Genomic DNA, 21284 nt, shown 5'->3' with positions numbered 1-21284 from the left:
AGGCGTTTTTCTTTGTCTATTCTTCGGAAATATCGACTTCTTCCAGTGGACGGAAAATCGATTGAAGGTCTTCCGGTGTGATCTGTACATGCTGCGCCTGTCCGGACGACAGCATGGCCGTCGCAAGATCCGCTTTTCGCTGCTGAAGCTCCTGGATCTTTTCTTCCAGCGTGCCTTTTGCGATCAGTTTGTAAACGAAAACCGGTTTGTCCTGCCCGATGCGCCATGCCCGGTCGGTTGCCTGATTTTCCACTGCCGGATTCCACCAGGGGTCGTAGTGAATGACGGTATCGGCTGCAGTCAGGTTAAGGCCTACACCGCCCGCTTTCAGGCTGATCAGAAAAACAGATACTTTTCCATCCTGGAAGTTGCGTATGGCGGAAGCGCGGTCTGTCGTGTCTCCTGTCAGAATTTCATAAGGAATGCTTCGGTTTTTCAATTCGGTTTCGATGAGACTCAGCATACTTGTGAACTGGGAGAAAACGAGAATATGCCTTTTTTCAAGAAGGAGTTCGTCCAGCATTTCCATCAATTCATTCAGTTTGGCTGAAGAAGTATTGGCTTTCTTGGCCGATCCCCTCAAAAGACGGGGGTCGCAGCAAACCTGCCGCAATTTCAGCAGGGCTTCGAGGATAATAATCTGGCAGTGCGCGATACCCAGTTTGGCGATTTCTTCCTGAACCTTTTTATCCATCAGCTCGCGCACGGATTCATAGGTCTGCCGTTGCGCATTCGTCAGTTCGACATATCTGACCATTTCCGTTTTCATCGGCAATTCGCGGGCGACCTTGTCTTTCGTTCTCCTCAACAGGAACGGTTTGATGCGCCGGTTCAGCAATTCCTGCTTTCCCTGATCGCCATTTCTTTCAATGGAATGCCTGAATTCGCTATTGAACGTTTTTTCATTCCCCAAAAGTCCGGGCAGCAGGAAATGGAACTGGGACCACAGTTCTCCCAGGTGATTTTCCAGAGGTGTTCCGGTCAGGCACAGTTTATGGTGCGCTTTCAACACGGAAGCGATCTGTGTCGCTTTTGAGCGGATATTCTTGATGTACTGCGATTCATCCAGAATCAGCAGGTGAAATTCATGCCTCAGGAGAATTTCTTCGTCTCTTGGTAACAAGGCATACGTTGTCAGGACGATATCGGCGTTTTTGATCTCGGCAAAATATTTCGCCCTTTCTTTTCCCTGAAGCAGAAGGACTTTCAGCTCAGGTGTGAACCGTCTGGCTTCATCCTGCCAGTTACTCATCAGACTGGTCGGGGCGACGATCAGTGCCGGTTTTGTCAGGCGCCCGGCTTCTTTTTCCAGAAGGATGTGGGAGAGAGTCTGAAGCGTTTTTCCAAGACCCATGTCGTCGGCCAGAATGCCGGCCAGATGATACTCGCGCAAAAATTGCATCCACGAAAGGCCTTCGGTCTGATAATCGCGCAAGGTCGCTTTCAATGTTTTTGGCGGGGCGACGATTTTGACGCCGTTGAAAGCGAGCAGTTTTTTCCCCATTTCCAGCAATGCAGCACCATTGATCCACTGGAGAGGCAAATTCTTGTCCAGTTCGGCGAGACGGGCTGAATCCAGACGATGGAGTGAAATGGCCGGTTTCGACTGCTCCAGATAATAAAGCTCACCCAGAATACGCAGGATCGGGCGGATCATTTTCCAGGGAAGAGCAACCCTGTTGTTGTTGGGCAATGTCGCCAGTACCGAGTCGGTATCCGGCTGCTCATCCAGTTTTTTATAATCGAACGTATCCGGATACTTCTGAATGAGGGGAAGCAGCAATGGAAATACTGAAAAATGCTTGTGATTGACGACAATACCCAGTTCCAGATTGAACCAGTCCCTGTCGAGATCCTCATCGTTTTCCGTAATGCTGGCGTACCACTTTTCGATGTTTTGCAAATCGTAACGGTAATCGGTCGATTTTTCGATTTTCCAGCCGTTTTCCTCCAGTACCGGCATTTCATCCTGTGTGAAATGCAGCCAGTCTGTTGACGAGTCCATGCTGATGGCACCTGGAATATTCGCCAGCGGAGTGGATGAACCATTTTCAGAATGGAAGCCGAAGGACTTCAGCAGTTTGAATGTTGCTGTTTCATCTTCAGTGTCCCGGATGATGCGCTCGATTTCATTTTCACTGATTTGCCTGATGATCGGCAGGGAGGAGTCGAGAAATACAATCTGTCCGTCATAATCGAATTTCAGCTGGGCATAATCGAACCAGACGGGAGCTTCCGTTTCACTGTAAAAATGAGGTTTGCTGCCTAGATAAAGAATCGGCTGTGGAGTGATGTTTTCCAGTACGTTTTCCTTGAGCTGTTCCGGCTGGGGCACGATGTCTTCAATGCCTTTTTCTGCCAGAAGTCGTGCGACTGTTTTTTTGTCCTTAACCGATATGGCCGGAGACTGGGCGATCAGATCCTGAATCTCGCTGATCGAAAAAACAGGAAAATCGGATGGCAGGATCAATTCACCGCAACTCAGGTTTTCCATGTACCAGGCAGGCTCGGTTGGCAGGATGTAGTCGATTGTCGGGGAAGATTTTCGGGTCTTGTCTGCCGAAGGCACAAACTGCCATCTTAATTTCATTGAAGAACCCGATTCAACCCAGTCGAGTTTCGCTTCTCGTGCAGAGGCGCCCTTCAGTGGGAAAACCAGTCCTTTTGCGATATCGGACAAGGCGTTTGTCCAGTAAAGCTGTTTTTGGGTAACGAGTATTTTCAACAGCCGGGCGCCAATACTGCCCTTTGGCTCGATTGTGCCGGGGACTGGCAGGTTCGATCCGGCTCGCATGGCGATGAAAAGCCGGATCGGTTCTTCATCGTCTTTTGTAAAATAATTGGGCCGTTCTGTCAGCAGGCTGTCGATATCGGTAATGGATGTAATCGCCGAAATGCCGCCTGTCGGTTTGTAACGAACTTTGCAGATGGAAAGAAACAAACGCTTGTCGGACTGGTCCGGTGACAGGATGAAAAGCAGTCGATACTGCGATGGTTCCGGTGTTTCCGTTTTGGCGGATGCATCGGGAGATGCCGGGTAAACCGTGGAGTACAGTTTTTGTACCCAGTTCGACAGTGGCGTTTCTGTCGAGGCATTTTTATTTTTACCGACGATATTGTTCTTCTGGACAATCGTCATCAGCACGGCTGCCACATGATGGCAATTCAGTATTAACGGGCACGAACAGGTTCCCTGGAATTGAATGCCTTCAGTCGTGGATTTGATAAAAGTATTTTGCTGGTATGTCTGGCCGGAAGCATCCTTGACTTGTGAACGGATCAGGTTCCCGGAACGCTGTATCTGCTGGACGCGTTTTTTCTGAACGTATTCGATTCCGAGAGAATACGTCTTTTCCCCAAACTGTTTTTTAATGTCTTTCAGCGTGAAATTCATCATACCAATTGCCACTCAAAAATCGCATTTACCTTCTGCCAAAGAGGTACATTATCTTCTATAAATAAAAAAAAAGAAGCCTTTTTAGTTAAGAAACTGATCCATTTCAACAGGACAGCTTTTTAATTTAAAGGGTAATCCGGTAAAAACAATTGATTTAGGCCTGTTTTTCCGGAATAAAAAGATACCAATTTGTGTTGGCGTATGGCGAATCCGGCAGAAGTGAGTATCATCACGGTTTTTATTTTGTGTGTAGAACAGCTATGCTTGCATCAATTGAACAACGTCTGGCCGGTGAGCTGGCCGTGTCAGTCCATCAGGTTCAGGCGGCTATCGCCCTGATGGACGAGGGGGCGACAGTGCCTTTTATCGCACGCTATCGCAAGGAAGCGACAGGTGGCCTGGACGATGTGCAACTGCGCCAGTTGCAGGAGCGCCTCGTGTATCTCCGCGAACTCGAGCAGCGTCGTGCAGCCATTATCGAATCGATTGAAAATCAGGGAAAAATGACTCCTCTTCTGCTTGAGGCGATTTCTGGTGCAGAAGACAAGTCGCAACTTGAGGACATTTATTTGCCTTATCGGCCAAAACGCCGAACCAAGGCGAAAATGGCAGCGGAAGCCGGACTGGACATACTTGCCAATGATTTGCTGGAAAACCCTGAGCTTGATCCTGAAACCGAAGCAGCGAAATACCTGCGAGCCGCTTTCAGTACGGAGGATGGAGACAATCCGGGGGTTGCCGACGTGAAGGCGGCACTGGATGGCGCACGCCAGATTCTGATCGAAAAATTCTCGGAAGAGGCTTCCCTGATCAATGCCTTGAGAACCTATCTTCAGGAACATGGTGTCATCGAATCGAAAGTAACTGAAGGAAAAGAACAGGAAGGCATCCGTTTTTCGGATTATTTCGATTATCAGGAAACGATCAAAACGATCGCTTCCCACCGATTGCTTGCTTTGCTCAGGGGGCGACGTGAAGAAATCCTGAATTTGAAAATCAGGCTCGATTCTGAAGAACAGCGTCCGAGATGGGACGATCCGTTCAATGCCTGCGAAGCGAGAATAGCGGCGGCTTTCAATATCCAGAACCGGAACCGGTCAGCCGATAAATGGTTGCTGGAGTGTGTCCGGTGGGCATGGCGTGTGCGTCTGTCCACCCATCTTGAAACCGAATTGATGACCGGTTTGAGGGAGAATGCAGAGGCAGAGGCCATTTCGGTTTTTGCCAGAAATCTGAAAGCCCTGTTACTGGCTGCGCCCGCAGGGCCTAAAGTGACACTGGGGCTTGATCCCGGCATTCGTACAGGCGTGAAGGTTGCCGTTGTCGACAGGACAGGAAAGGTTCTGGATACGGCAACCATCTATCCGCACCAGCCCAGAAACGATTGGGACGGTTCGCTTAAAACGCTTTACAGTCTGGTACAGAAATACGGTATCGAATTGATCGCTATCGGAAACGGGACTGCTTCACGTGAAACAGACCGGTTGGCAGGGGATCTCCTCAAAATGGTCAACGGCAGGAAAATCGACAAGATCGTCGTTTCCGAAGCGGGTGCTTCCGTTTATTCCGCTTCGGAATACGCGTCGCATGAATTGCCTGATATGGATGTATCCTTGCGTGGTGCCGTGTCGATCGCCCGCCGCTTGCAGGACCCTTTGGCGGAATTGGTCAAGATCGATCCGAAATCGATCGGTGTGGGCCAGTACCAGCACGACGTTGCACAAACAAAACTGGCAAGGTCGCTGGATGCAACCGTTGAGGATTGCGTGAATGCCGTGGGTGTCGATGTCAATACGGCGTCCGTTCCGCTTTTGACCCGGGTTTCCGGATTGACTGAAACCGTCGCGGAAAATATCGTCCAGTTCAGAAACAAACACGGACGTTTTGCCAGCCGTGCCGATTTGCGCGCCATTCCACGTCTGGGCGACAAGACTTTCGAACTGGCTGCCGGCTTTTTGAGAATTCCGGATGGCGACAATCCACTGGATGCCTCGGCGGTTCATCCCGAATCCTATGAACTGGTCGAAAAGATATTGCAGGATAGCCGTACCGATATCAAAAATGTGATTGGCAATGAAAGTTTGCTCAAAACAGTCAAGCCCGAAAAGTATGTCAGCGACCGTTTCGGCATTCCGACGATCGTCGATATCCTGAAAGAACTGGAAAAGCCGGGAAGAGACCCGAGACCGGAATTTGTGAGCGCTCACTTCAGGGAGGGCGTTGAAGATATAAAGGATTTGCGTCCGGATATGATTCTGGAAGGGGTTGTCACAAACGTGACGGCATTTGGCGCTTTTGTCGATATCGGCGTCCATCAGGATGGCCTTGTCCATATCTCGGCCTTGTCAGACAAGTTTGTGAAAGACCCTCATCAAGTCGTGAGTACCGGTCAGGTCGTCAGGGTCAAGGTCGTGGAAGTCGATCTCCAGCGTCGCCGTATCGCCCTGACGATGAATCTGGCGGAGAAAGTGGAACGTCTGCCTCAAACTGGTGCAGGCCGGAGTTCCGGCACGGCAGCCAGAAAAAGGGAAAGGCCGGATAATCAGAACGGGAACAATGCCATGGCAGAAGCATTTGCAAAACTGGGAAAAAGAATTTGATGCCGGTATGGTGTTTATGACGTTATCATCATAAAAATGGATAGCCTGTATTTGGACGGATTATGATTGCACAACCGAAACGACTGATTGTTGGCATTACCGGAGCCAGTGGTGCCATTTATGGTGTCCGGCTTTTGCGACTGCTGAAAAATATCGACAGTGTTGAAACACATCTCATCATTTCCGGTGCAGGAGAATTGACTCTGGAACATGAACAGGGGATGAAAGCCAGGGAACTTTCCCTGCTTGCAGACCATTGCTACGACGTGAATGAGGTGGGCGCTGCCGTAGCCAGCGGTTCTTTTAAAAATGCAGGCATGATTGTGGCGCCCTGTTCGATGAAAACCTTGTCCGCGATCGCGCATGGATATTGCGACAATCTGATCACGCGTGCGGCGGATGTCGTTTTGAAGGAAAGGCGCAGGCTGGTCTTGATGGTGAGGGAAACGCCACTGAATCTGGCTCACATCCGGAATATGGAAGCGGTGACGGAAATGGGCGGAATCATTTACCCGCCCCTGCCGGCTTTTTACTGCCATCCTCTTTCCATAGATGAAATGGTCGACCAGACTCTCAGACGGGTACTTGACTTGTTCGACATGGCAGACGATCAGACAAGCCGGTGGTCAGGCATGGTTTAAAATTGCCTGCCAGTGGCTATTGCGAATCGTCCCTGTTATCTTTTCCTTTTTCGGAATCGGGACTTTGGGCTGGTTTGAAAAGGGTCAGTGCCGAAAACAAATCCCATGCCGTTAAGAAGAGTGCTGCAATCATCGGCCCGATAATAAAGCCGTTCAGGCCGAACAGGGCCATCCCTCCAATGGTCGATATGAGCACGAGATAGTCAGGCATCTGGGTATCCTTGCCGACCAGTAATGGACGCAGAAAATTGTCGATAAGGCCTATAACGAGAATGCCGAAAGCCAATAAAATGACGCCTTTCAGGATGGAACCGGTCAACAGAAAATAAATGGCGACAGGAGCCCATACGACACCGGAACCGGCTGGAAGCAGGGACAGGACCGACATGATGGCGCCCCATAACAGAGCCGCTTCTATTCCGAGGAACCAGAATATCAGTCCACCGAGCCCGCCCTGAACCAGGGCGACGACCAGATTTCCCTTGACGGTCGCCCGTATGACCCCCATGAATTTTGTCAGAAGTCTGGTTTTCTGATTATCGGCGAGGGGAATCTTGCTTCTGATTTTATCGGCCAGATCATGTCCATCCCTTAGCAAAAAGAAAAGAAGATAGAGCATGACAAAGAAGCCGACAGTGAAATCGAGCACGTTCTGGCCGATGATGAAAACCCGGCTGCCGAGATACTGGCCGGTCACAAGAATGAGCCGGGTTGCTTCTTTTTGCAGTTCTGCAAATGTGGAAATACCGAAATGATTCAGCACGTCGACAGCCCAGTCGGGAAGCTGGCTGATAAAGTGATGAAAAGACGCATCCGAATCAATCTTCTGATTCAGTATTTTCTGGTAAAGCACTGAACTTTCTTCAACGAGTGAGCCGGCTACGACGATCAGGGGAATAATGACGATCAGCAGGCAAATGGCCAGTGTCAGGAGTGCTGCCAGATTTTTTTTTGCAGGCATTTTGCGCAGAAAAAAATCATTTAGCGGCATGAAAAGAATGGCAAGAACGAATCCCCAGAATATTCCTCCATAAAAAGGAAGCAATATCGAGAAAAAAGCCAGTGTCACTATCAATAAGAAAAAGAGGAACACTTTTCCGTGCAAATCGGACTGATTCATAAAACACTTTCTGACATGTCGGTTAGGGGGATGCCAAATTCTGTCTGTGTATAGTACATCATGCCTTAAACGATGAATCATGATGAGACACATAAGCCGTCCATACCATGAGTCTGGATAATAAAACCCGGACAAATTCATTCCGGTTTTTTGACGGCCATCAAATCGTTTTGCTTTGCTCGCCGCACACTATATTCGAAACCCTGGTGTTTTGATGTCTTCTGGAGACGAATATGGCAACGAAAAACAGACGTCCAAAAAGGTCCGGCTTATCTGATTTGGATCGGTATGAATTATTGGGCTCCGATATAGAGTTCGAGCCTCTTGAGGAAACGTATCTGGATGAAGAGGATTCTTTTTCCGAAATGTTTCAAAGACTGGAACGGGACAGATCACTCGGACATGACGAGTCCTTCGGCTGACCCGTTCCATAGAAAGACTGGCTTAAACCAGTCTTGCGATGTGCTGCATCCGCTCACCTGCGAGCAACATGACAGGCGGTACATCGATCAATGTATGGCACCCTGCGCCCATACGGGTAACAGCGCGTGCGCACGAGACCAGTACCTGTGAGGTCAATGCCGGATTGTCAATCTTCATTGTGAAGGTGAGGTTCTGGTTGGACGTGCGTCCTGACGCTCCGATTCTTTCCATCAATACCCCATGAGAATTGTCGGCGACAGCTTCCATTTCTTCCGGCGTTTTCACTTCGCGGACATCCAGTGGGTCGTGACTGAAATAAGGGTCGCTTGCGAGATCTTTTTTGATCTGTTCAAAAGAAGCGCCCTTTTCCGCCAGAACATAAACAAGTCTGGCATGGCGTCCGCCACCGATTGGAATAGTGATGGAAGTCGCGTCGGCGACACCCTTGATGGCGCGTGCGGCGACTGAATGTCCCATAGAACGGCCACGACCGAAATTGGTAAATGTCGTGCCGGTTGGCGCCATTGCTTCAAACAGCGTGCGGAAGACCGAATCGGTACCCGGGTCCCAGCCTGCAGCTGTAATGCAGGCGCTATTGTTTTCTTTTGCAACTACGTCCAGTTTCTCTACCAGTTCGGCAATATCGGTATGAATATCGAAACTGTCCACGGTTCGGATACCTCTGGAAAGATAGAATTTTGCATCTTCCGGGACTGAACGGGATGGACCACACAGGATGACGACGTCAGGCTTGCCTTTTTCCGCGATCAGTTTGTCGATGGATGCATAATCGGGGATATTTCTGCGTTCCAGTGTCTGTGTGCCGAGAGACGATTCCCTGCGAATGACACCGAGACATTCAAAATCAGGCGCGCAGGTCAGGCAGTCAATGACGTGCCGACCGATATTTCCAAGGCCATGAACAGCTGCTTTGATAGTCGTCATACTTTAATGTTCCTCTGTAAAACGGGTGATGTTGAATTTGGATAAATGTTGCCAGTAACTGACGAGTATAGGCGCAGTTGCTTTAGGCAAGCAAGAAAAAATCGTACTAAAGTATAATGCACGATTATTTTAAGGAAATGCACTTTCGGACACTTGAAAAAAACTGTTCAATACAGTCTTGTCCTGATTGTGTTTTTCGATATTTTTCAAAATAACTGACTTTTACTGGTAAGGGATATTTTTATGGCGCGTGCAGAATGGGGCTCACGTCTTGGTTTCGTGCTTGCAGCCGCTGGCTCAGCCATTGGTTTGGGGGCGATCTGGAAATTCCCTTACATTACCGCCCAAAATGGTGGCGGCGCTTTCCTTCTTATTTTTCTGTTGCTGGTTTTTACACTTGGCATTTCGTTGATGATTGCCGAAATGCTTGTCGGTTCCGTGACCAAAAAGAGTCCGGTAGGCGCATACAGGAAGCTTGGCGGCCGCACATGGTCTCTTGTGGGTTATATCGGTGTTCTGTGCGGTTTTCTGATCCTGTCTTTTTACAGCGTCGTGGGTGGCTGGACGATTGCCTATATCGTCAAGTCGGTCGATGGTGCCATCCTGACTGCCGATCCCAAGGTCTTATCCGGTATTTTCAGCACGTTTATCGCCGATCCGGTGGAACCTCTCTGGTACCATGCCCTGTTCATGGGGGTAACCGCTGGCGTTATTCTGGCAGGTGTCCAGAAAGGCATTGAACAGGTCAGCAAATACCTGATGATCATGTTGTTTCTGCTGATTCTTGTCCTGATCGGCAGGGCAATTACCTTGCCCGGAGCCATCGATGGCGTCCTTACCTTTTTGAACCCTGATTTTTCCAAGGTCAATGCCAGGATGGTCATTGAAGCGATGGGGCTTGCCTTTTTCTCCATGTCTCTGGGTATGGGTTGCATGATTACCTATGGTTCCTATGCCTCGGACGATACTTATGTTCCCCATTCTGCCGGAAGCGTCATTACGCTGACGACGCTGATCTGTTTTCTGTCGGGGCTGATGGTATTCCCTGCCGTTTTCGTATTCGGTTTCGATCCGTCTGCCGGTCCCGGCCTGACGTTTATTACGATGCCTGCCGTGTTCTCACAGATGGGCGGAGGTCAGTTCTTCGGTGTTCTTTTCTTTTTCCTGCTGTTTGTCGCCGCGCTTACCTCGTCCGTTTCGCTGATGGAAGTGGTGGTGAGCTTTTTCATCGATGAGTTTAACTGTCGACGAACTCCCACGACGATCGTCATGTCCATCTTGATGTTCGTTTTGGGGATTGCGGCTTCTCTGTCATTGGGGGTCTGGAATGACTACAAGTTTTTTGGCAAGAACTTTTTCGACATTCTCGACTACGTCAGTTCCAATCTGATCATGCCTTTTGGAGGCATTATGGTTGCCGTGCTGGTGGGATGGAAATCGTGGACTCTGGTTTCGGAGAGACTGGCCAGCAAAGGCAAACATCCCTGGTGGCTGCCCTTGCTGAAATGGTTCCTGCGAATCATCGCACCGATCATGATTTTTGTGGTTTTGCTTCAGAACCTGTAAAACAGCCGGCATTCCTGTATGTACATCAGGTTTGCCCCACTACTTCGAATCGGGGACAAAACGGTAACCGATTCCCGCTTCCGTCACCAGATGTTTTGGCATCGAGGCATTTTTCTCCACTTTTTTCCGCAAGTTGGCCATATGCACGCGTATATAGTGCATGTCTTCGGTATGGCCTGGCCCCCATACCGCTTTCAGCAATTGCTGGTGGGTGACGACCCTGTCCGGTTGTGAAGCCAGAAAGGTCAGTATCCGGTACTCAATGGGAGTCAGGTGAACCGGTTCGCCATTTTTTTCGACGAGACGGCGAACAGGATCGATACAAACATCGGCAAACCGGATAGTCGGGTCGTTGCCAGAACGTTGCTGGCGCCGTAACTGGGCGCGCACACGGGCGAGCAGTTCCCCTGCTCCGAACGGTTTTTCCAGATAGTCATCCGCTCCTGCATCAAGCGCCGAAATTTTGTCGTGCTCGCTGTTCCTTGCCGACAGGACAATGACAGGAATGTCAGACCAGTTTCGCAAATCGGTTATGAAATCGAGCCCATCGCCATCCGGTAATCCCAGGTCGAGGACGACCAGATCGGGGCGGCGTGTTCCTGCTTCTATCAGGCCACGCTTGAGCCCATCTGCCTCAAATACTTCATATCCTTCCGTTTCAAGGGCAAGCTTGACGAACCGGCGGATGTTGGATTCATCTTCGATAGTCAGGATCCGGAGCTTGTTGTCCATTCTTCATTAATCCAGAAGATTGCCGGAAATATCCGGGGGAGAGGAAAACGGCAGCCTCAATGTAAAACGGGCACCCCCGTTGTATCGGCTTTCGCCTTCAATGGAACCGCCGTGAGCTTTCATGACAGCTTTGGAAATGGCGAGTCCAAGGCCGACTCCGGGCGTTGCGTTTTCCTTGCTGCCTCTTTCGAATTTTTCGAAAATGGTGTTTTCTCTTCCCGGCGGAAGCCCCGGGCCATGATCATCAATGGTAATGATGATGTTCCCGTCTTGCCGGAATCCATTGATTTCAATGGATGAATGAGCAGGTGTATATTTGCTTGCATTTTCAAGGATATTGGCGAGTACGCGTTCAATCAGCACGGCGTCAATATTCACCAGTGGAAGACTGTCATCCAGTTGTACGTTTATCGGGCGTTCTTTCAACAAGGATGAGCATGATGAGAGGGCGCTCCCGATGACTTCTTCCAGAGGTTGCCATTGCCGGTTCAATTGTACCGTCCCGGATTCGAGACGGGCCATGTCGAGCAAATTGTTGACAAGGTCGTTCATTCGCATGGCAGAGTGATGTATGGAATCGATAATCTCTTTTTCACTTGCCTTTGCATCGGGACTGGTCAGTTTCAGCGTGTCAGCCAGACCCACAAGAGCGGCCAGAGGCGTGCGGAGGTCATGGGAGATGGCTGAAAGCAGGGAATTGCGCAGTTTTTCCGATTCCATCTGGACGACGGTTTTCTGTGCAACGTCCAGATAGTGAATGCGTTCGATGGAGATGGCGAGCAATGATGCGCAAATATCAAGCAATCTTCTCTGTTCCGGTCCCAGAAAAGTGCCTTCATCCGGTTCGACGGCCAGAATGCCTCGCAATCGCATGGTCGCTTTCAGGGGAATTACCAGACAGGGACTGGCCGGCAAAGTGTCGGTGCCGAGACCTGCCGTCGTACCATGCTCGAATGCCCATTGCACAAGTGCCATATTCGGGCTGGCGGTCGCCTTGTCCATTTTTTTCAGATGATCCTTCTCATCGACGATGAAGAGGGCGCTTTTTGCACCGAATTCCGTGTGGAGAAAGCGTGCCGCGATTTCGGCGATCTGTTCGATCATTAAAACGCCGGAAAGGTCACGGGACATTTCATACAGGCTGCGTACCCGTCGTTCACGCTCGGTTGCCGCATTGCCCTGCATTTTCAGGTTGGCCGTCAATTGTCCGATAACGAGAGCGACGAACAGCATGACGATGAAGGTGATGATGAACTGGGCGTCACTGACTGCAATCGAAATGCGCGGGGGGACAAAGAAAAAATCGAAAAAGAGCACATTGATGAAAGCCGCCAAAATCGCCGGCCCTCTTCCGTATCGCAAGGCGATCCCGGCTACCGCCAGAAGAAACAGCATGACGATGTTGATCAGGTCCAGCAAGCCGATCAGGGGCACAGCACATAATGTCGTCAGTGAACAGATCAGGAAAGTGGCCAGATAATTTTTCCACTCGATCTTGTCGGGTTCGAAACTGAAATGCGGTTTTGGAATGGTGAACAATGATGATTCCGATACCGAAACCTGCAGGATATCGAGATCGTCCGCTGTCTGCCCGATTTTCTGTGCAATCGTTTTTTTCCATGGAAAAAACCAGCGTTTCTTGCTTCGTCCCAGAACGAGTCTGGACAGATTATGGTCTCTTGCGTATCGGATCAGGGCTGAAGCCACGTCCGTTGCCGATTGGGTCGCTATCGTTGCCCCGAGATTCGCCGCCAGTTTGAGAACACGCGCTGCCCGATCATAAAGGGTGCTGTCGTCACTCGACTCCGACGGGACTTCTACGAAGATGGCATGCCAGGGAACGCCAAGCTGGGCTGCCAGCCGGGCGCAATTGCGAATGACTTTCTCGCCGGACTGGTCAGGTTTGACACAGGCCAGAAGCGATTCACGGTTCGGCCACACCGTCGTGCTCGCGTTTTTCAGGCGATATGCCTGCATCTCCCCGTCGATGCGGTCGGCTGTCCGTCGCAAGGTCAATTCACGCAGGGCGAGGAGATTGCCTTTTCTGAAAAAATTCCTGGAAGCCAGTTTTGCCTGTTCAGGCAAATACATTTTGCCCTGCTTCAGCCTCAGAATCAGTTCGTCAGGCGGCAGATCGACGACGATGACTTCTTCTGCATGGTCGAAAATCCGGTCGGGGACTGTTTCACGTATGGGAATGCCGGTAATACGGGTGACGATGTCGTTTAAGCTTTCGAGATGCTGGACATTCATCGTTGTCCAGACATCAATGCCCGCTACGAGTAGCTCTTCGACATCCTGCCAGCGTTTCGGATGGCGCGAACCGGGTACATTGGTATGCGCCAGTTCATCCAGAAGAATAAGGGCGTTCGGATGGGTTTTACCGAATTCCAGTGCCTGATCGATATCGAATTCTTCCAGTTCACGGTCACGGTACTGGATTTTTTTCAGTGGCTGGTGTGGCAGGCCTTCGGTTAACATGGCCGTTTCCGAGCGGCCATGTGTTTCGACAATGCCGATGACAAGCGGCACATTCTGTTTCAATGCCTCATGAGCGGCGGAAAGCATGGCATAGGTTTTGCCAACGCCCGCCGAAGCGCCGAAAAATATTTTCAGGCGCCCTTTTTTCGATTGCGCTTCATCCGCATTGACCTGCTTCAAAAGCAGGTCGGGATCGGGACGTTGATCGCTCATAAGCCAGTCATACCCCTGTTAAGTAATATCACCGTTTCTCACTTTCCATTACCTGGAATGCCCGCTACGGAAATATTACCAGTATCCATATCGTCAAGCGCAAGATTTAATTCAAGCACATTGACCATCGGTTCACCCAGAAATCCCATCTGGATTCCTTTTGCATGATTTTCGACCAGATTCTGGACTTTTATTTCCGGGATATTGCGGAGTCGTGCAATCCGTTTGACCTGATAATCGGCTGCTGCCTTGCTGATATGCGGGTCGAGCCCACTGGCGGAACTGGTGACCAGATCGACAGGAATCGGATCTCCGTTGTCTGGATCGGCTGCTTTCAGTTTCGCAATGCGTTTTTTTACGTTGTTCGCGAGTTCCGGATTGGCAGGACCCAGATTGGAACCGCCGGACGCCTCGGCATTGTATGGATGTGTTGCCGTAGCGGAAGGTCTTCCCCAGAAATATTCCGGTTCGGTAAAGTTCTGTCCGATCAGACGTGAACCGACGGCCTGCCCGTTTTTCATGATCAGGCTTCCGTTCGCTTTTTCCGGAAAAACGGATTGGGCGATGCCAGTTATCAGGGAAGGATAGAGCAGTCCGGTTACAAGGGTCAGCATGGTGATCAGAATCACAGCGGGATAAAGCGTTTTCATCAAGAAAGAGAATGTTTTAAAAGCCATGTTTTCCATAATAGTATCTCCTGTCTTCATACCAGATGGGCAAAGGAAAGGAACAAATCGATCAGTTTGATGCCGATAAACGGGGTGATGATCCCGCCCAGTCCGTAAACCAGCAGATTGCGGCGTAACAGCGCAGCAGCGCCTGCCGGGCGGTATTTGACGCCTTTAAGTGCAAGCGGAATCAAAAAGATAATGATGATCGCGTTGAAAATGACGGCGCTCAAAATGGCGGAAGCCGGGCTTGACAGCCTCATCAGATTCAAGGCTTCCAGCTGGGGGTACGTTGCCACGAAAGCAGCGGGAACGATGGCGAAATACTTGGCGATATCGTTCGCAATGCTGAATGTGGTCAGCGAGCCGCGGGTAATCAGCATTTGCTTGCCGGTTTCGACAATTTCAATCAGTTTGGTCGGGTTGCTGTCCAGATCGACCATATTGCCCGCTTCCTTGGCGGCCTGAGTACCTGAATTCATGGCAACGGCCACATCCGCCTGTGCCAGCGCAGGCGCGTCATTCGTGCCATCGCCTGTCATGGCGACCAGACGCCCTTCAGCCTGATAATCGCGTATCAGTTGCAGTTTGGTTTCAGGTGTGGCTTCAGCCAGAAAGTCGTCAACCCCGGCTTCTGCCGCGATAGCCGCTGCGGTCAGGCGGTTGTCACCGGTGATCATGACGGTTTTGATGCCCATTTGACGCAATTCGGCAAACCTTTCCCTGATTCCGGTCTTGACGACGTCTTTCAACTCGACGACACCCAGAGGCTTGCCGTTTTCGGTAACGACCAGCGGGGTGCTCCCTGAAAGGGCGACTTCATCGACAATCGACTGGAGCGAATGGGGAAACGGGTTACCAAGCGCTTCTGTATATTTTTTGATTGCGTCAGAGGCCCCTTTTCTGATTTTCCGGCCATCGGCAAGATCGACGCCGCTCATTCTTGTCTGCGCTGAAAACGGAATGAATTCAGTTCCCTGATCCACTTCCTTTTTATCGATCAACCGGTATTTTTCTTTGGCCAGTGCGACGATGCTTCGGCCTTCCGGTGTTTCATCGGCAAGCGATGCCAGACGGGCTGCATCGGCCAGTTCGATTTCGCTTACGCCTGAAGCAGGAATGAAACAGCTGGCTTGTCGACTGCCGAGAGTGATCGTCCCGGTTTTATCCAGCAAGAGGACATCGACATCCCCTGCCGCTTCCACGGCACGTCCTGAGGTGGCAATCACGTTTGCTTGCATCAGGCGGCTCATGCCCGCGACACCGATCGCCGAAAGCAGCCCGGCAATTGTCGTTGGAATCAGGCAGACCAGCAATGCAACCAGCACGATGAGACTGACAGGATGTCCCATGCCGGATTGAAGCACGGAAAATTCCGAAAAAGGCAGCAGTGTGACGACAACGCCCAGAAACACAATCGTCAGGGCAACCAGAAGAATCGTCAGGGCGATTTCATTCGGCGTTTTCTGGCGTTTTGCGTTTTCGACCATGGCGATCATCCGGTCGACGAAGGTTTCGCCGGGATTGACCGTGACTCTGACAACGATGCAATCGGACAATACTTTCGTGCCGCCCGTCACAGCTGAAAAGTCGCCGCCCGATTCCCGGATGACAGGAGCCGATTCGCCGGTGATGGCACTTTCATCGACTGAGGCCGATCCATCCACGATTTCACCGTCGGCAGGAATGAAATCTCCTGCCGGAACAAGAACCAGATCGTTTTTTCGCAGATTGCCGGATTCAACGAGCTGGTATGGCACCGCATTCAAGGCAGCACCGGGTGTAAAAATCCCCAGTATATGTTTTGCCCAGATTGTCTTTTTCAGGCTGCGCAAGCTGGCTGCCTGAGCCTTGCTGCGGCCTTCCGCCAGCGCTTCGGCAAAGTTGGCAAATAGAACGGTGAACCATAGCCACAGGGAAATACCCAGCGTCAAAAAGTTGAATTGAAGACAAGTCAGCACGACAGTGAAAATGCTGCCGATGTAAACGACGAACATGACCGGGTTGCGTAACTGGACGCGTGGATCCAGTTTTTTGAAAGCCTCGGCAATTGCCGGCCATAAAAGAGCTGAATCAAATAAAGCCAAAGTTTTGCGAGTCATGATTTTCACTCCTTAATGAGCCCATAACATCAGATGTTCGACAACCGGGCCCAGAGCCAGCGATGGAACGTAATTCAATAAACCGATCAGCAGTACCGTCATGATCAGCAAAGTGATGAACAGCGGGCCATGTGTCGGAAGCGTGCCGCTGGTGACGGCCACTTTCTTTTTGGCAGCCATGGAGCCTGCGATAGCCAGAACAGGGATGATTCCACCGAACCGGCCCAGCCACATGGCGGCTGCCAGCATGTAATTGTAGAAAGGCGCGTTGGCAGACAAACCTGCAAATGCACTGCCGTTGTTATTGGCAGCGGAACTAAAGGCGTACAGGATTTCAGTGAATCCATGTGGTCCCGGATTAAGGACGCCCGCTACTCCGGCACTTGTCATGGTTGCCACCGCCGTTCCCAGCAGTACGACAAGCGGGGTAACCAGAATGGAGATGCAGGCCATTTTCATATCGAATGACTCGATTTTCTTGCCAAGATATTCCGGTGTTCTGCCGATCATGAGGCCTGCAATGAAGACTGCCATAATGGCGAATACAAGCATGTTGTAAAGTCCGGTACCGACGCCTCCGAATACCACTTCACCCAGTTGCATGAGGACAAGGGGAACGGCTCCTCCAAGTGGGGTCAGGGAATCCATCATGCCGTTGATCGCGCCACAGGAAGCGCCTGTCGTGACAGCAGTGAAAAGGCCTGTTCCGACAATGCCGAGCCGGATTTCCTTGCCTTCCATGTTTCCGCCTGCCTGTGCAATGCCCGGTATCTGGTCGATTCCAAGGTGCGACAGGACGGGATTGCCCATTTGTTCAAAATAAATGGCGGCTATGGCGAATACTATGAAGATCAGGTACATCGCCACCATGATGGCAATTCCCTGTCGCATGTCACCTGCCATTCGTCCGAATGTGAGGCATAAGGCAGCCGGTATCAGGAAAATGCAGATCATTTGCAAAAAGTTTGATAACGGGGTCGGGTTCTCGAATGGATGTGCGGAATTGGCGTTGAAAAAACCGCCACCGTTGGTTCCCAGCAATTTGATGGAAAGCTGCGATGCCGCCGGGCCCATAGGCAGAGTCTGTGTTTGCGAATGAACAGTTTCCAGTTTCGGGGCTCCGTTTGTATCCAGAACCGTTTCTCCATCCGCCGATTTGACTGGTTCCTGCCAGTTTTGGGTTTCTACTGTCTGTACAGTCGTGTAGGGTGACAAGTTTTGTATGACGCCCTGTCCGGCAAACAAAACGGAAAAAATGATGGAGAGAGGTAACAGAATCCAGAGTGTCGTTCTCGTCAAATCAACCCAGACGTTGCCGATTGTTCTGACAGATTTTCTGACGAATCCGCGAATCATGACGATCACGACAACAATACCGGTGGCGGCCGACAGAAAATTCTGGACAGTTAAAGCCATCATCTGGGTGAAGTAACTCATCGTCGATTCACCACTATAGCCCTGCCAGTTGGTATTGGTGACGAAACTGACGGCCGTATTAAGCGATGAATCCGTTGAAACTCCGGAGAATTCCTGTGGGTTGAAAGGCAGATAAAACTGGAATTTCTGGATGACGAATACCAGCAAAAGTCCGAGCAGGTTAAAAATCACGAGCCCGATACAATATGAAACCCAACCCGTTTCAGTCTGCGGGTTAATCCCCATCAGTCTGTAAAACGGTTTTTCAACAATATTGCCCAGTCTGAACCGGCCGTTCAAGACGACATCGATCGCCTTGCCGACTGGCCAGGCGAGAACAAACAGGGCAAGCGTAAAGAATGCAACCAGCATCCAGGCCTGAGATGTCATGAAAAGTCCTCCGGCCGTAGCAGAACGGCAATCAGGTAAATGAACAACAGGACGGCCAGAATGGCCGCAAGAACAATCAATCCGTTCATGTATCCCTCTTCTTTCCTTGGCGACGTAAAAAATAAAAATATGAAGCGATGATTTCAGTTCATATGCTACGAGGGGGGGAATCAAGAAAATGAAAAGACTGCTGGAGGGAGGATCAAGAAAGTATCAAGAAATGGTAATTAAAAAGTTTGTGGATGTTTTGTGAAAAAGACAAGCGGGTCATGTATCATCTATGTTGCTCTCAGGTAATTGGAATTGTTTGTATAAACTGGCAGGAAAATTCATTTTTTCCCCCATAGTCGGAGACGCCCCGGATTCGAGAGGTTCGATCTTATGCTAAACCAGGAATTGGTCTTGACGATCATGAATGAGATCGAGGATCTCATTTATGTAGCCGATGTCAATACTTATGATTTGCTCTACATGAATGAAAAGGGGTCCCGACTGTTTGGAATCACGGATTTCAGGAACAAGAAATGTTACGAAGCTCTCCAGAACCGGAGTGATCCTTGTCCCTTCTGTACGAATTCTCGTCTGAATATGGATTCCTTTTATATCTGGGAATTCATGAATCCGGTCGTCGATCGTTATTATCTTCTGAAAGACAAGCTGCTCTTATGGAATGGCCGTACGGTTCGTATCGAAATTTGTACGGATATAACGGATAAACAGCTTGCGACGAAGACGATTGAAAGAAAACTGCAGATTGAAGAAATTCTGCTTCAATGCATACGTGATTTATCGACAGAACCCAATATCGATGTTGCCGTCAATCAGCTTTTGCAAACGATCGGTGAATTTCATCGTGCTGATCGGGCCTATATTTTTGAATTCGATTACAGCAATGCCATCATCAACAATACGTATGAGTGGTGTTCGTCCACGGTGACGCCGCAGTTGGATAACCTCCAGAATGTGCCTATTGAATTGATCGACCACTGGATCAGGCAATTCAAATCGACCGGTCACTTCTATATATCGTCTCTGGATGGCACTGACAAGAAGAGAGGTCCCGAATACGACGTGCTCGCAGCACAGAATATCGATAGCCTGATGGCAACTCCCCTGTACGATGACGGAAAGATCATCGGCTTTTTGGGGATCGATAATCCAAAAGCCTATACCAGTGATTTTTCATTGCTGGAATCCATTACGTATTTTATCCAGACCGACGTCAAGAAGAGAAAGATTTTGCAACGTCTTGAGCATCTCAGTTATACGGATGCCCTGACGGGGCTTGGGAACAGGAATAAATACATCCAATTTCTTCACAAAATGGAAGAGGGCCATCCGAAGTCCGTCGGCATCGTTTTCCTCGATATAAACGGCCTGAAAGAAGCCAATGACAAGTACGGACATGATTATGGCGACCAGTTGATCGTGAAAACGGCCGATATCCTCAATACCGTTTTTAACGACAATGTTTTCCGGATCGGTGGCGATGAATTTATTGCATTCGGACTCGATATCGCTCGGGAGGCATTCGACAGGGACATTGGAAGGCTTCACCGGCTGTTTGACGATGAAGAGAGCTGTAATGTTTCTTTCGGTTCTACCTGGAAATCGGACGATTTCGATGTGGGAGACCTGATTTCCTATGCCGACAGGCTCATGTATATCAACAAGCAGTCCTATTACAGTTCCACCAAACATGGGAACCTTTCCTATCGTGCGGATATGACGGTCAAATTGCTGGCAGCCATAAAAGAAGGCGAATACCTGATTCATCTGCAACCCAAGGTCAATTTGAAAACAATGGAAGTTTGCGCAGCGGAAGCATTGGTTCGCAGACAGGATGCAACCGGAAAACTGATTATGCCATCCCGGTTCATTCCATTTTTTGAAGAAGAAAGCATTATCCGGCATATTGACCTGTATGTCCTTGAAAATGTCTGCAAGCTGCTTTCAGAATGGAAAAGCAGGGAATATGAATGCATACCGATTTCAGTCAATCTTTCCCGAATTACCCTGATGGAAGACGGTATCGTTGAAAAATTGGTGAATGTTTGCGACAAATACGAGATTCCTCATAGTCTGATCGACATAGAAGTCACCGAAAGTATCAGCAAAATGGAGACATCTACATTGATCTCTCTCTCAAAATCGATTAAATCGGCTGGTTTTAGTTTGTCACTTGATGATTTTGGCTCCCAGTATTCGGATTTTGCCATTCTGACGCTAATCGATTTCGACATGATCAAGATCGACAAGCAATTGATCGATGAAATCGAAAATAATGAAAAATCGAGGATTTTACTGAAACATTCCATCAATATCTGCAGGGAAATGAATAGAGTTGCGTCTTTGGCAGAAGGGATCGAAACGGAAAAGCAGCATCTGCTGCTAAAGGAGTTCAACTGTAATTTTGGTCAGGGATATTACTATTCCAGGCCAGTTGACGTTAAAACATTCGAAAAGACATTCATGTCCGACAGAATTGTCAGACCTGCAAAGTCATAAAAAGCGGAAATGTTGAAATGAAATAGTCGCCCGAACAAGGCGACAGGAGAAAAAAGCCACGGGGCCATTCTTCAAACTGAAT

The 21284-nt window shown here is 49.7% G+C and carries 14 protein-coding genes; 5 read left to right on the top strand and 9 right to left on the bottom strand.

What is annotated here, in order from left to right; genetic code table 11:
- Positions 1–16: 16 nt before the first annotated feature.
- Positions 17–3394, bottom strand: coding sequence for a DEAD/DEAH box helicase (locus BRW83_RS01085; RefSeq protein WP_005882332.1), 3378 nt, complete (start codon positions 3392–3394; stop codon positions 17–19).
- 263 nt (positions 3395–3657) lie between these two features.
- Here BRW83_RS01085 and BRW83_RS01080 point away from each other — a divergent pair, with 263 nt between their 5' ends.
- Both BRW83_RS01080 and BRW83_RS01075 read left to right on the top strand, forming a co-directional pair.
- Positions 3658–5997, top strand: coding sequence for a Tex family protein (locus BRW83_RS01080; protein ID WP_036603301.1), 2340 nt, complete (start codon positions 3658–3660; stop codon positions 5995–5997).
- A gap of 62 nt (positions 5998–6059) precedes the next feature.
- Positions 6060–6638, top strand: a complete 579-nt coding sequence (locus BRW83_RS01075; protein ID WP_005882336.1) for a UbiX family flavin prenyltransferase — start codon at positions 6060–6062, stop codon at positions 6636–6638.
- Between the two features lie 16 nt (positions 6639–6654).
- Here BRW83_RS01075 and BRW83_RS01070 read toward each other — a convergent pair whose 3' ends face one another.
- Complete coding sequence (locus BRW83_RS01070) at positions 6655–7758, bottom strand: AI-2E family transporter (RefSeq protein ID WP_005882338.1); 1104 nt, start codon at positions 7756–7758, stop codon at positions 6655–6657.
- Positions 7759–7991: 233 nt separating this feature from the next.
- On the opposite strand from BRW83_RS01070, the gene BRW83_RS11935 reads away from it, so the two are divergent.
- Entirely contained in the window at positions 7992–8180 is a 189-nt protein-coding gene (locus BRW83_RS11935) for a hypothetical protein (RefSeq protein ID WP_005882340.1), read from the top strand.
- Positions 8181–8202: 22 nt separating this feature from the next.
- Here the strand turns inward: BRW83_RS11935 and BRW83_RS01060 are convergent, their stop codons facing one another.
- Positions 8203–9126, bottom strand: coding sequence for a diaminopimelate dehydrogenase (locus tag BRW83_RS01060; protein ID WP_005882342.1), 924 nt, complete (start codon positions 9124–9126; stop codon positions 8203–8205).
- 243 nt (positions 9127–9369) lie between these two features.
- Here BRW83_RS01060 and BRW83_RS01055 point away from each other — a divergent pair, with 243 nt between their 5' ends.
- Positions 9370–10692, top strand: coding sequence for a sodium-dependent transporter (locus BRW83_RS01055; RefSeq protein WP_005882344.1), 1323 nt, complete (start codon positions 9370–9372; stop codon positions 10690–10692).
- Positions 10693–10731: 39 nt separating this feature from the next.
- Here BRW83_RS01055 and BRW83_RS01050 read toward each other — a convergent pair whose 3' ends face one another.
- The 6 genes from BRW83_RS01050 to kdpF are packed head-to-tail and all read right to left on the bottom strand — an operon-like array spanning position 10732 to position 18783.
- Positions 10732–11424, bottom strand: a complete 693-nt coding sequence (locus BRW83_RS01050; protein ID WP_005882345.1) for a response regulator — start codon at positions 11422–11424, stop codon at positions 10732–10734.
- A 6-nt stretch (positions 11425–11430) separates the two neighbouring features.
- On the bottom strand, positions 11431–14118 hold the full coding sequence (locus BRW83_RS01045; RefSeq protein ID WP_005882347.1) for a sensor histidine kinase: 2688 nt from the start codon (positions 14116–14118) through the stop codon (positions 11431–11433).
- 38 nt (positions 14119–14156) lie between these two features.
- Complete coding sequence (kdpC, locus tag BRW83_RS01040; protein WP_269208317.1) at positions 14157–14795, bottom strand: potassium-transporting ATPase subunit KdpC; 639 nt, start codon at positions 14793–14795, stop codon at positions 14157–14159.
- Positions 14796–14821: 26 nt separating this feature from the next.
- Positions 14822–16888, bottom strand: a complete 2067-nt coding sequence (gene kdpB, locus BRW83_RS01035) for a potassium-transporting ATPase subunit KdpB (protein ID WP_036603303.1) — start codon at positions 16886–16888, stop codon at positions 14822–14824.
- A 12-nt stretch (positions 16889–16900) separates the two neighbouring features.
- The gene (gene kdpA / locus BRW83_RS01030) at positions 16901–18694 is read right to left on the bottom strand and encodes a potassium-transporting ATPase subunit KdpA (protein WP_005882354.1); all 1794 of its coding nucleotides are present in this window, start codon (positions 18692–18694) and stop codon (positions 16901–16903) included.
- Positions 18691–18783 carry a K(+)-transporting ATPase subunit F gene (kdpF, locus tag BRW83_RS01025; RefSeq protein ID WP_036603304.1) on the bottom strand — a complete coding sequence of 31 codons (93 nt, stop codon included), beginning with the start codon at positions 18781–18783 and terminating at the stop codon, positions 18691–18693. The genes kdpA and kdpF overlap by 4 nt, the downstream gene beginning before the upstream one ends.
- Positions 18784–19105: 322 nt before the next feature.
- On the opposite strand from kdpF, the gene BRW83_RS01020 reads away from it, so the two are divergent.
- On the top strand, positions 19106–21202 hold the full coding sequence (locus BRW83_RS01020) for a sensor domain-containing phosphodiesterase (RefSeq protein WP_231284558.1): 2097 nt from the start codon (positions 19106–19108) through the stop codon (positions 21200–21202).
- Positions 21203–21284 lie beyond the last annotated feature (82 nt).

It is taken from the genome of Oxalobacter formigenes (assembly GCF_002127965.1).
Classification (GTDB): Bacteria; Pseudomonadota; Gammaproteobacteria; order Burkholderiales; family Burkholderiaceae_D; genus Oxalobacter; species Oxalobacter formigenes.
This window is presented reverse-complemented; position numbering and strand designations above follow the sequence as displayed.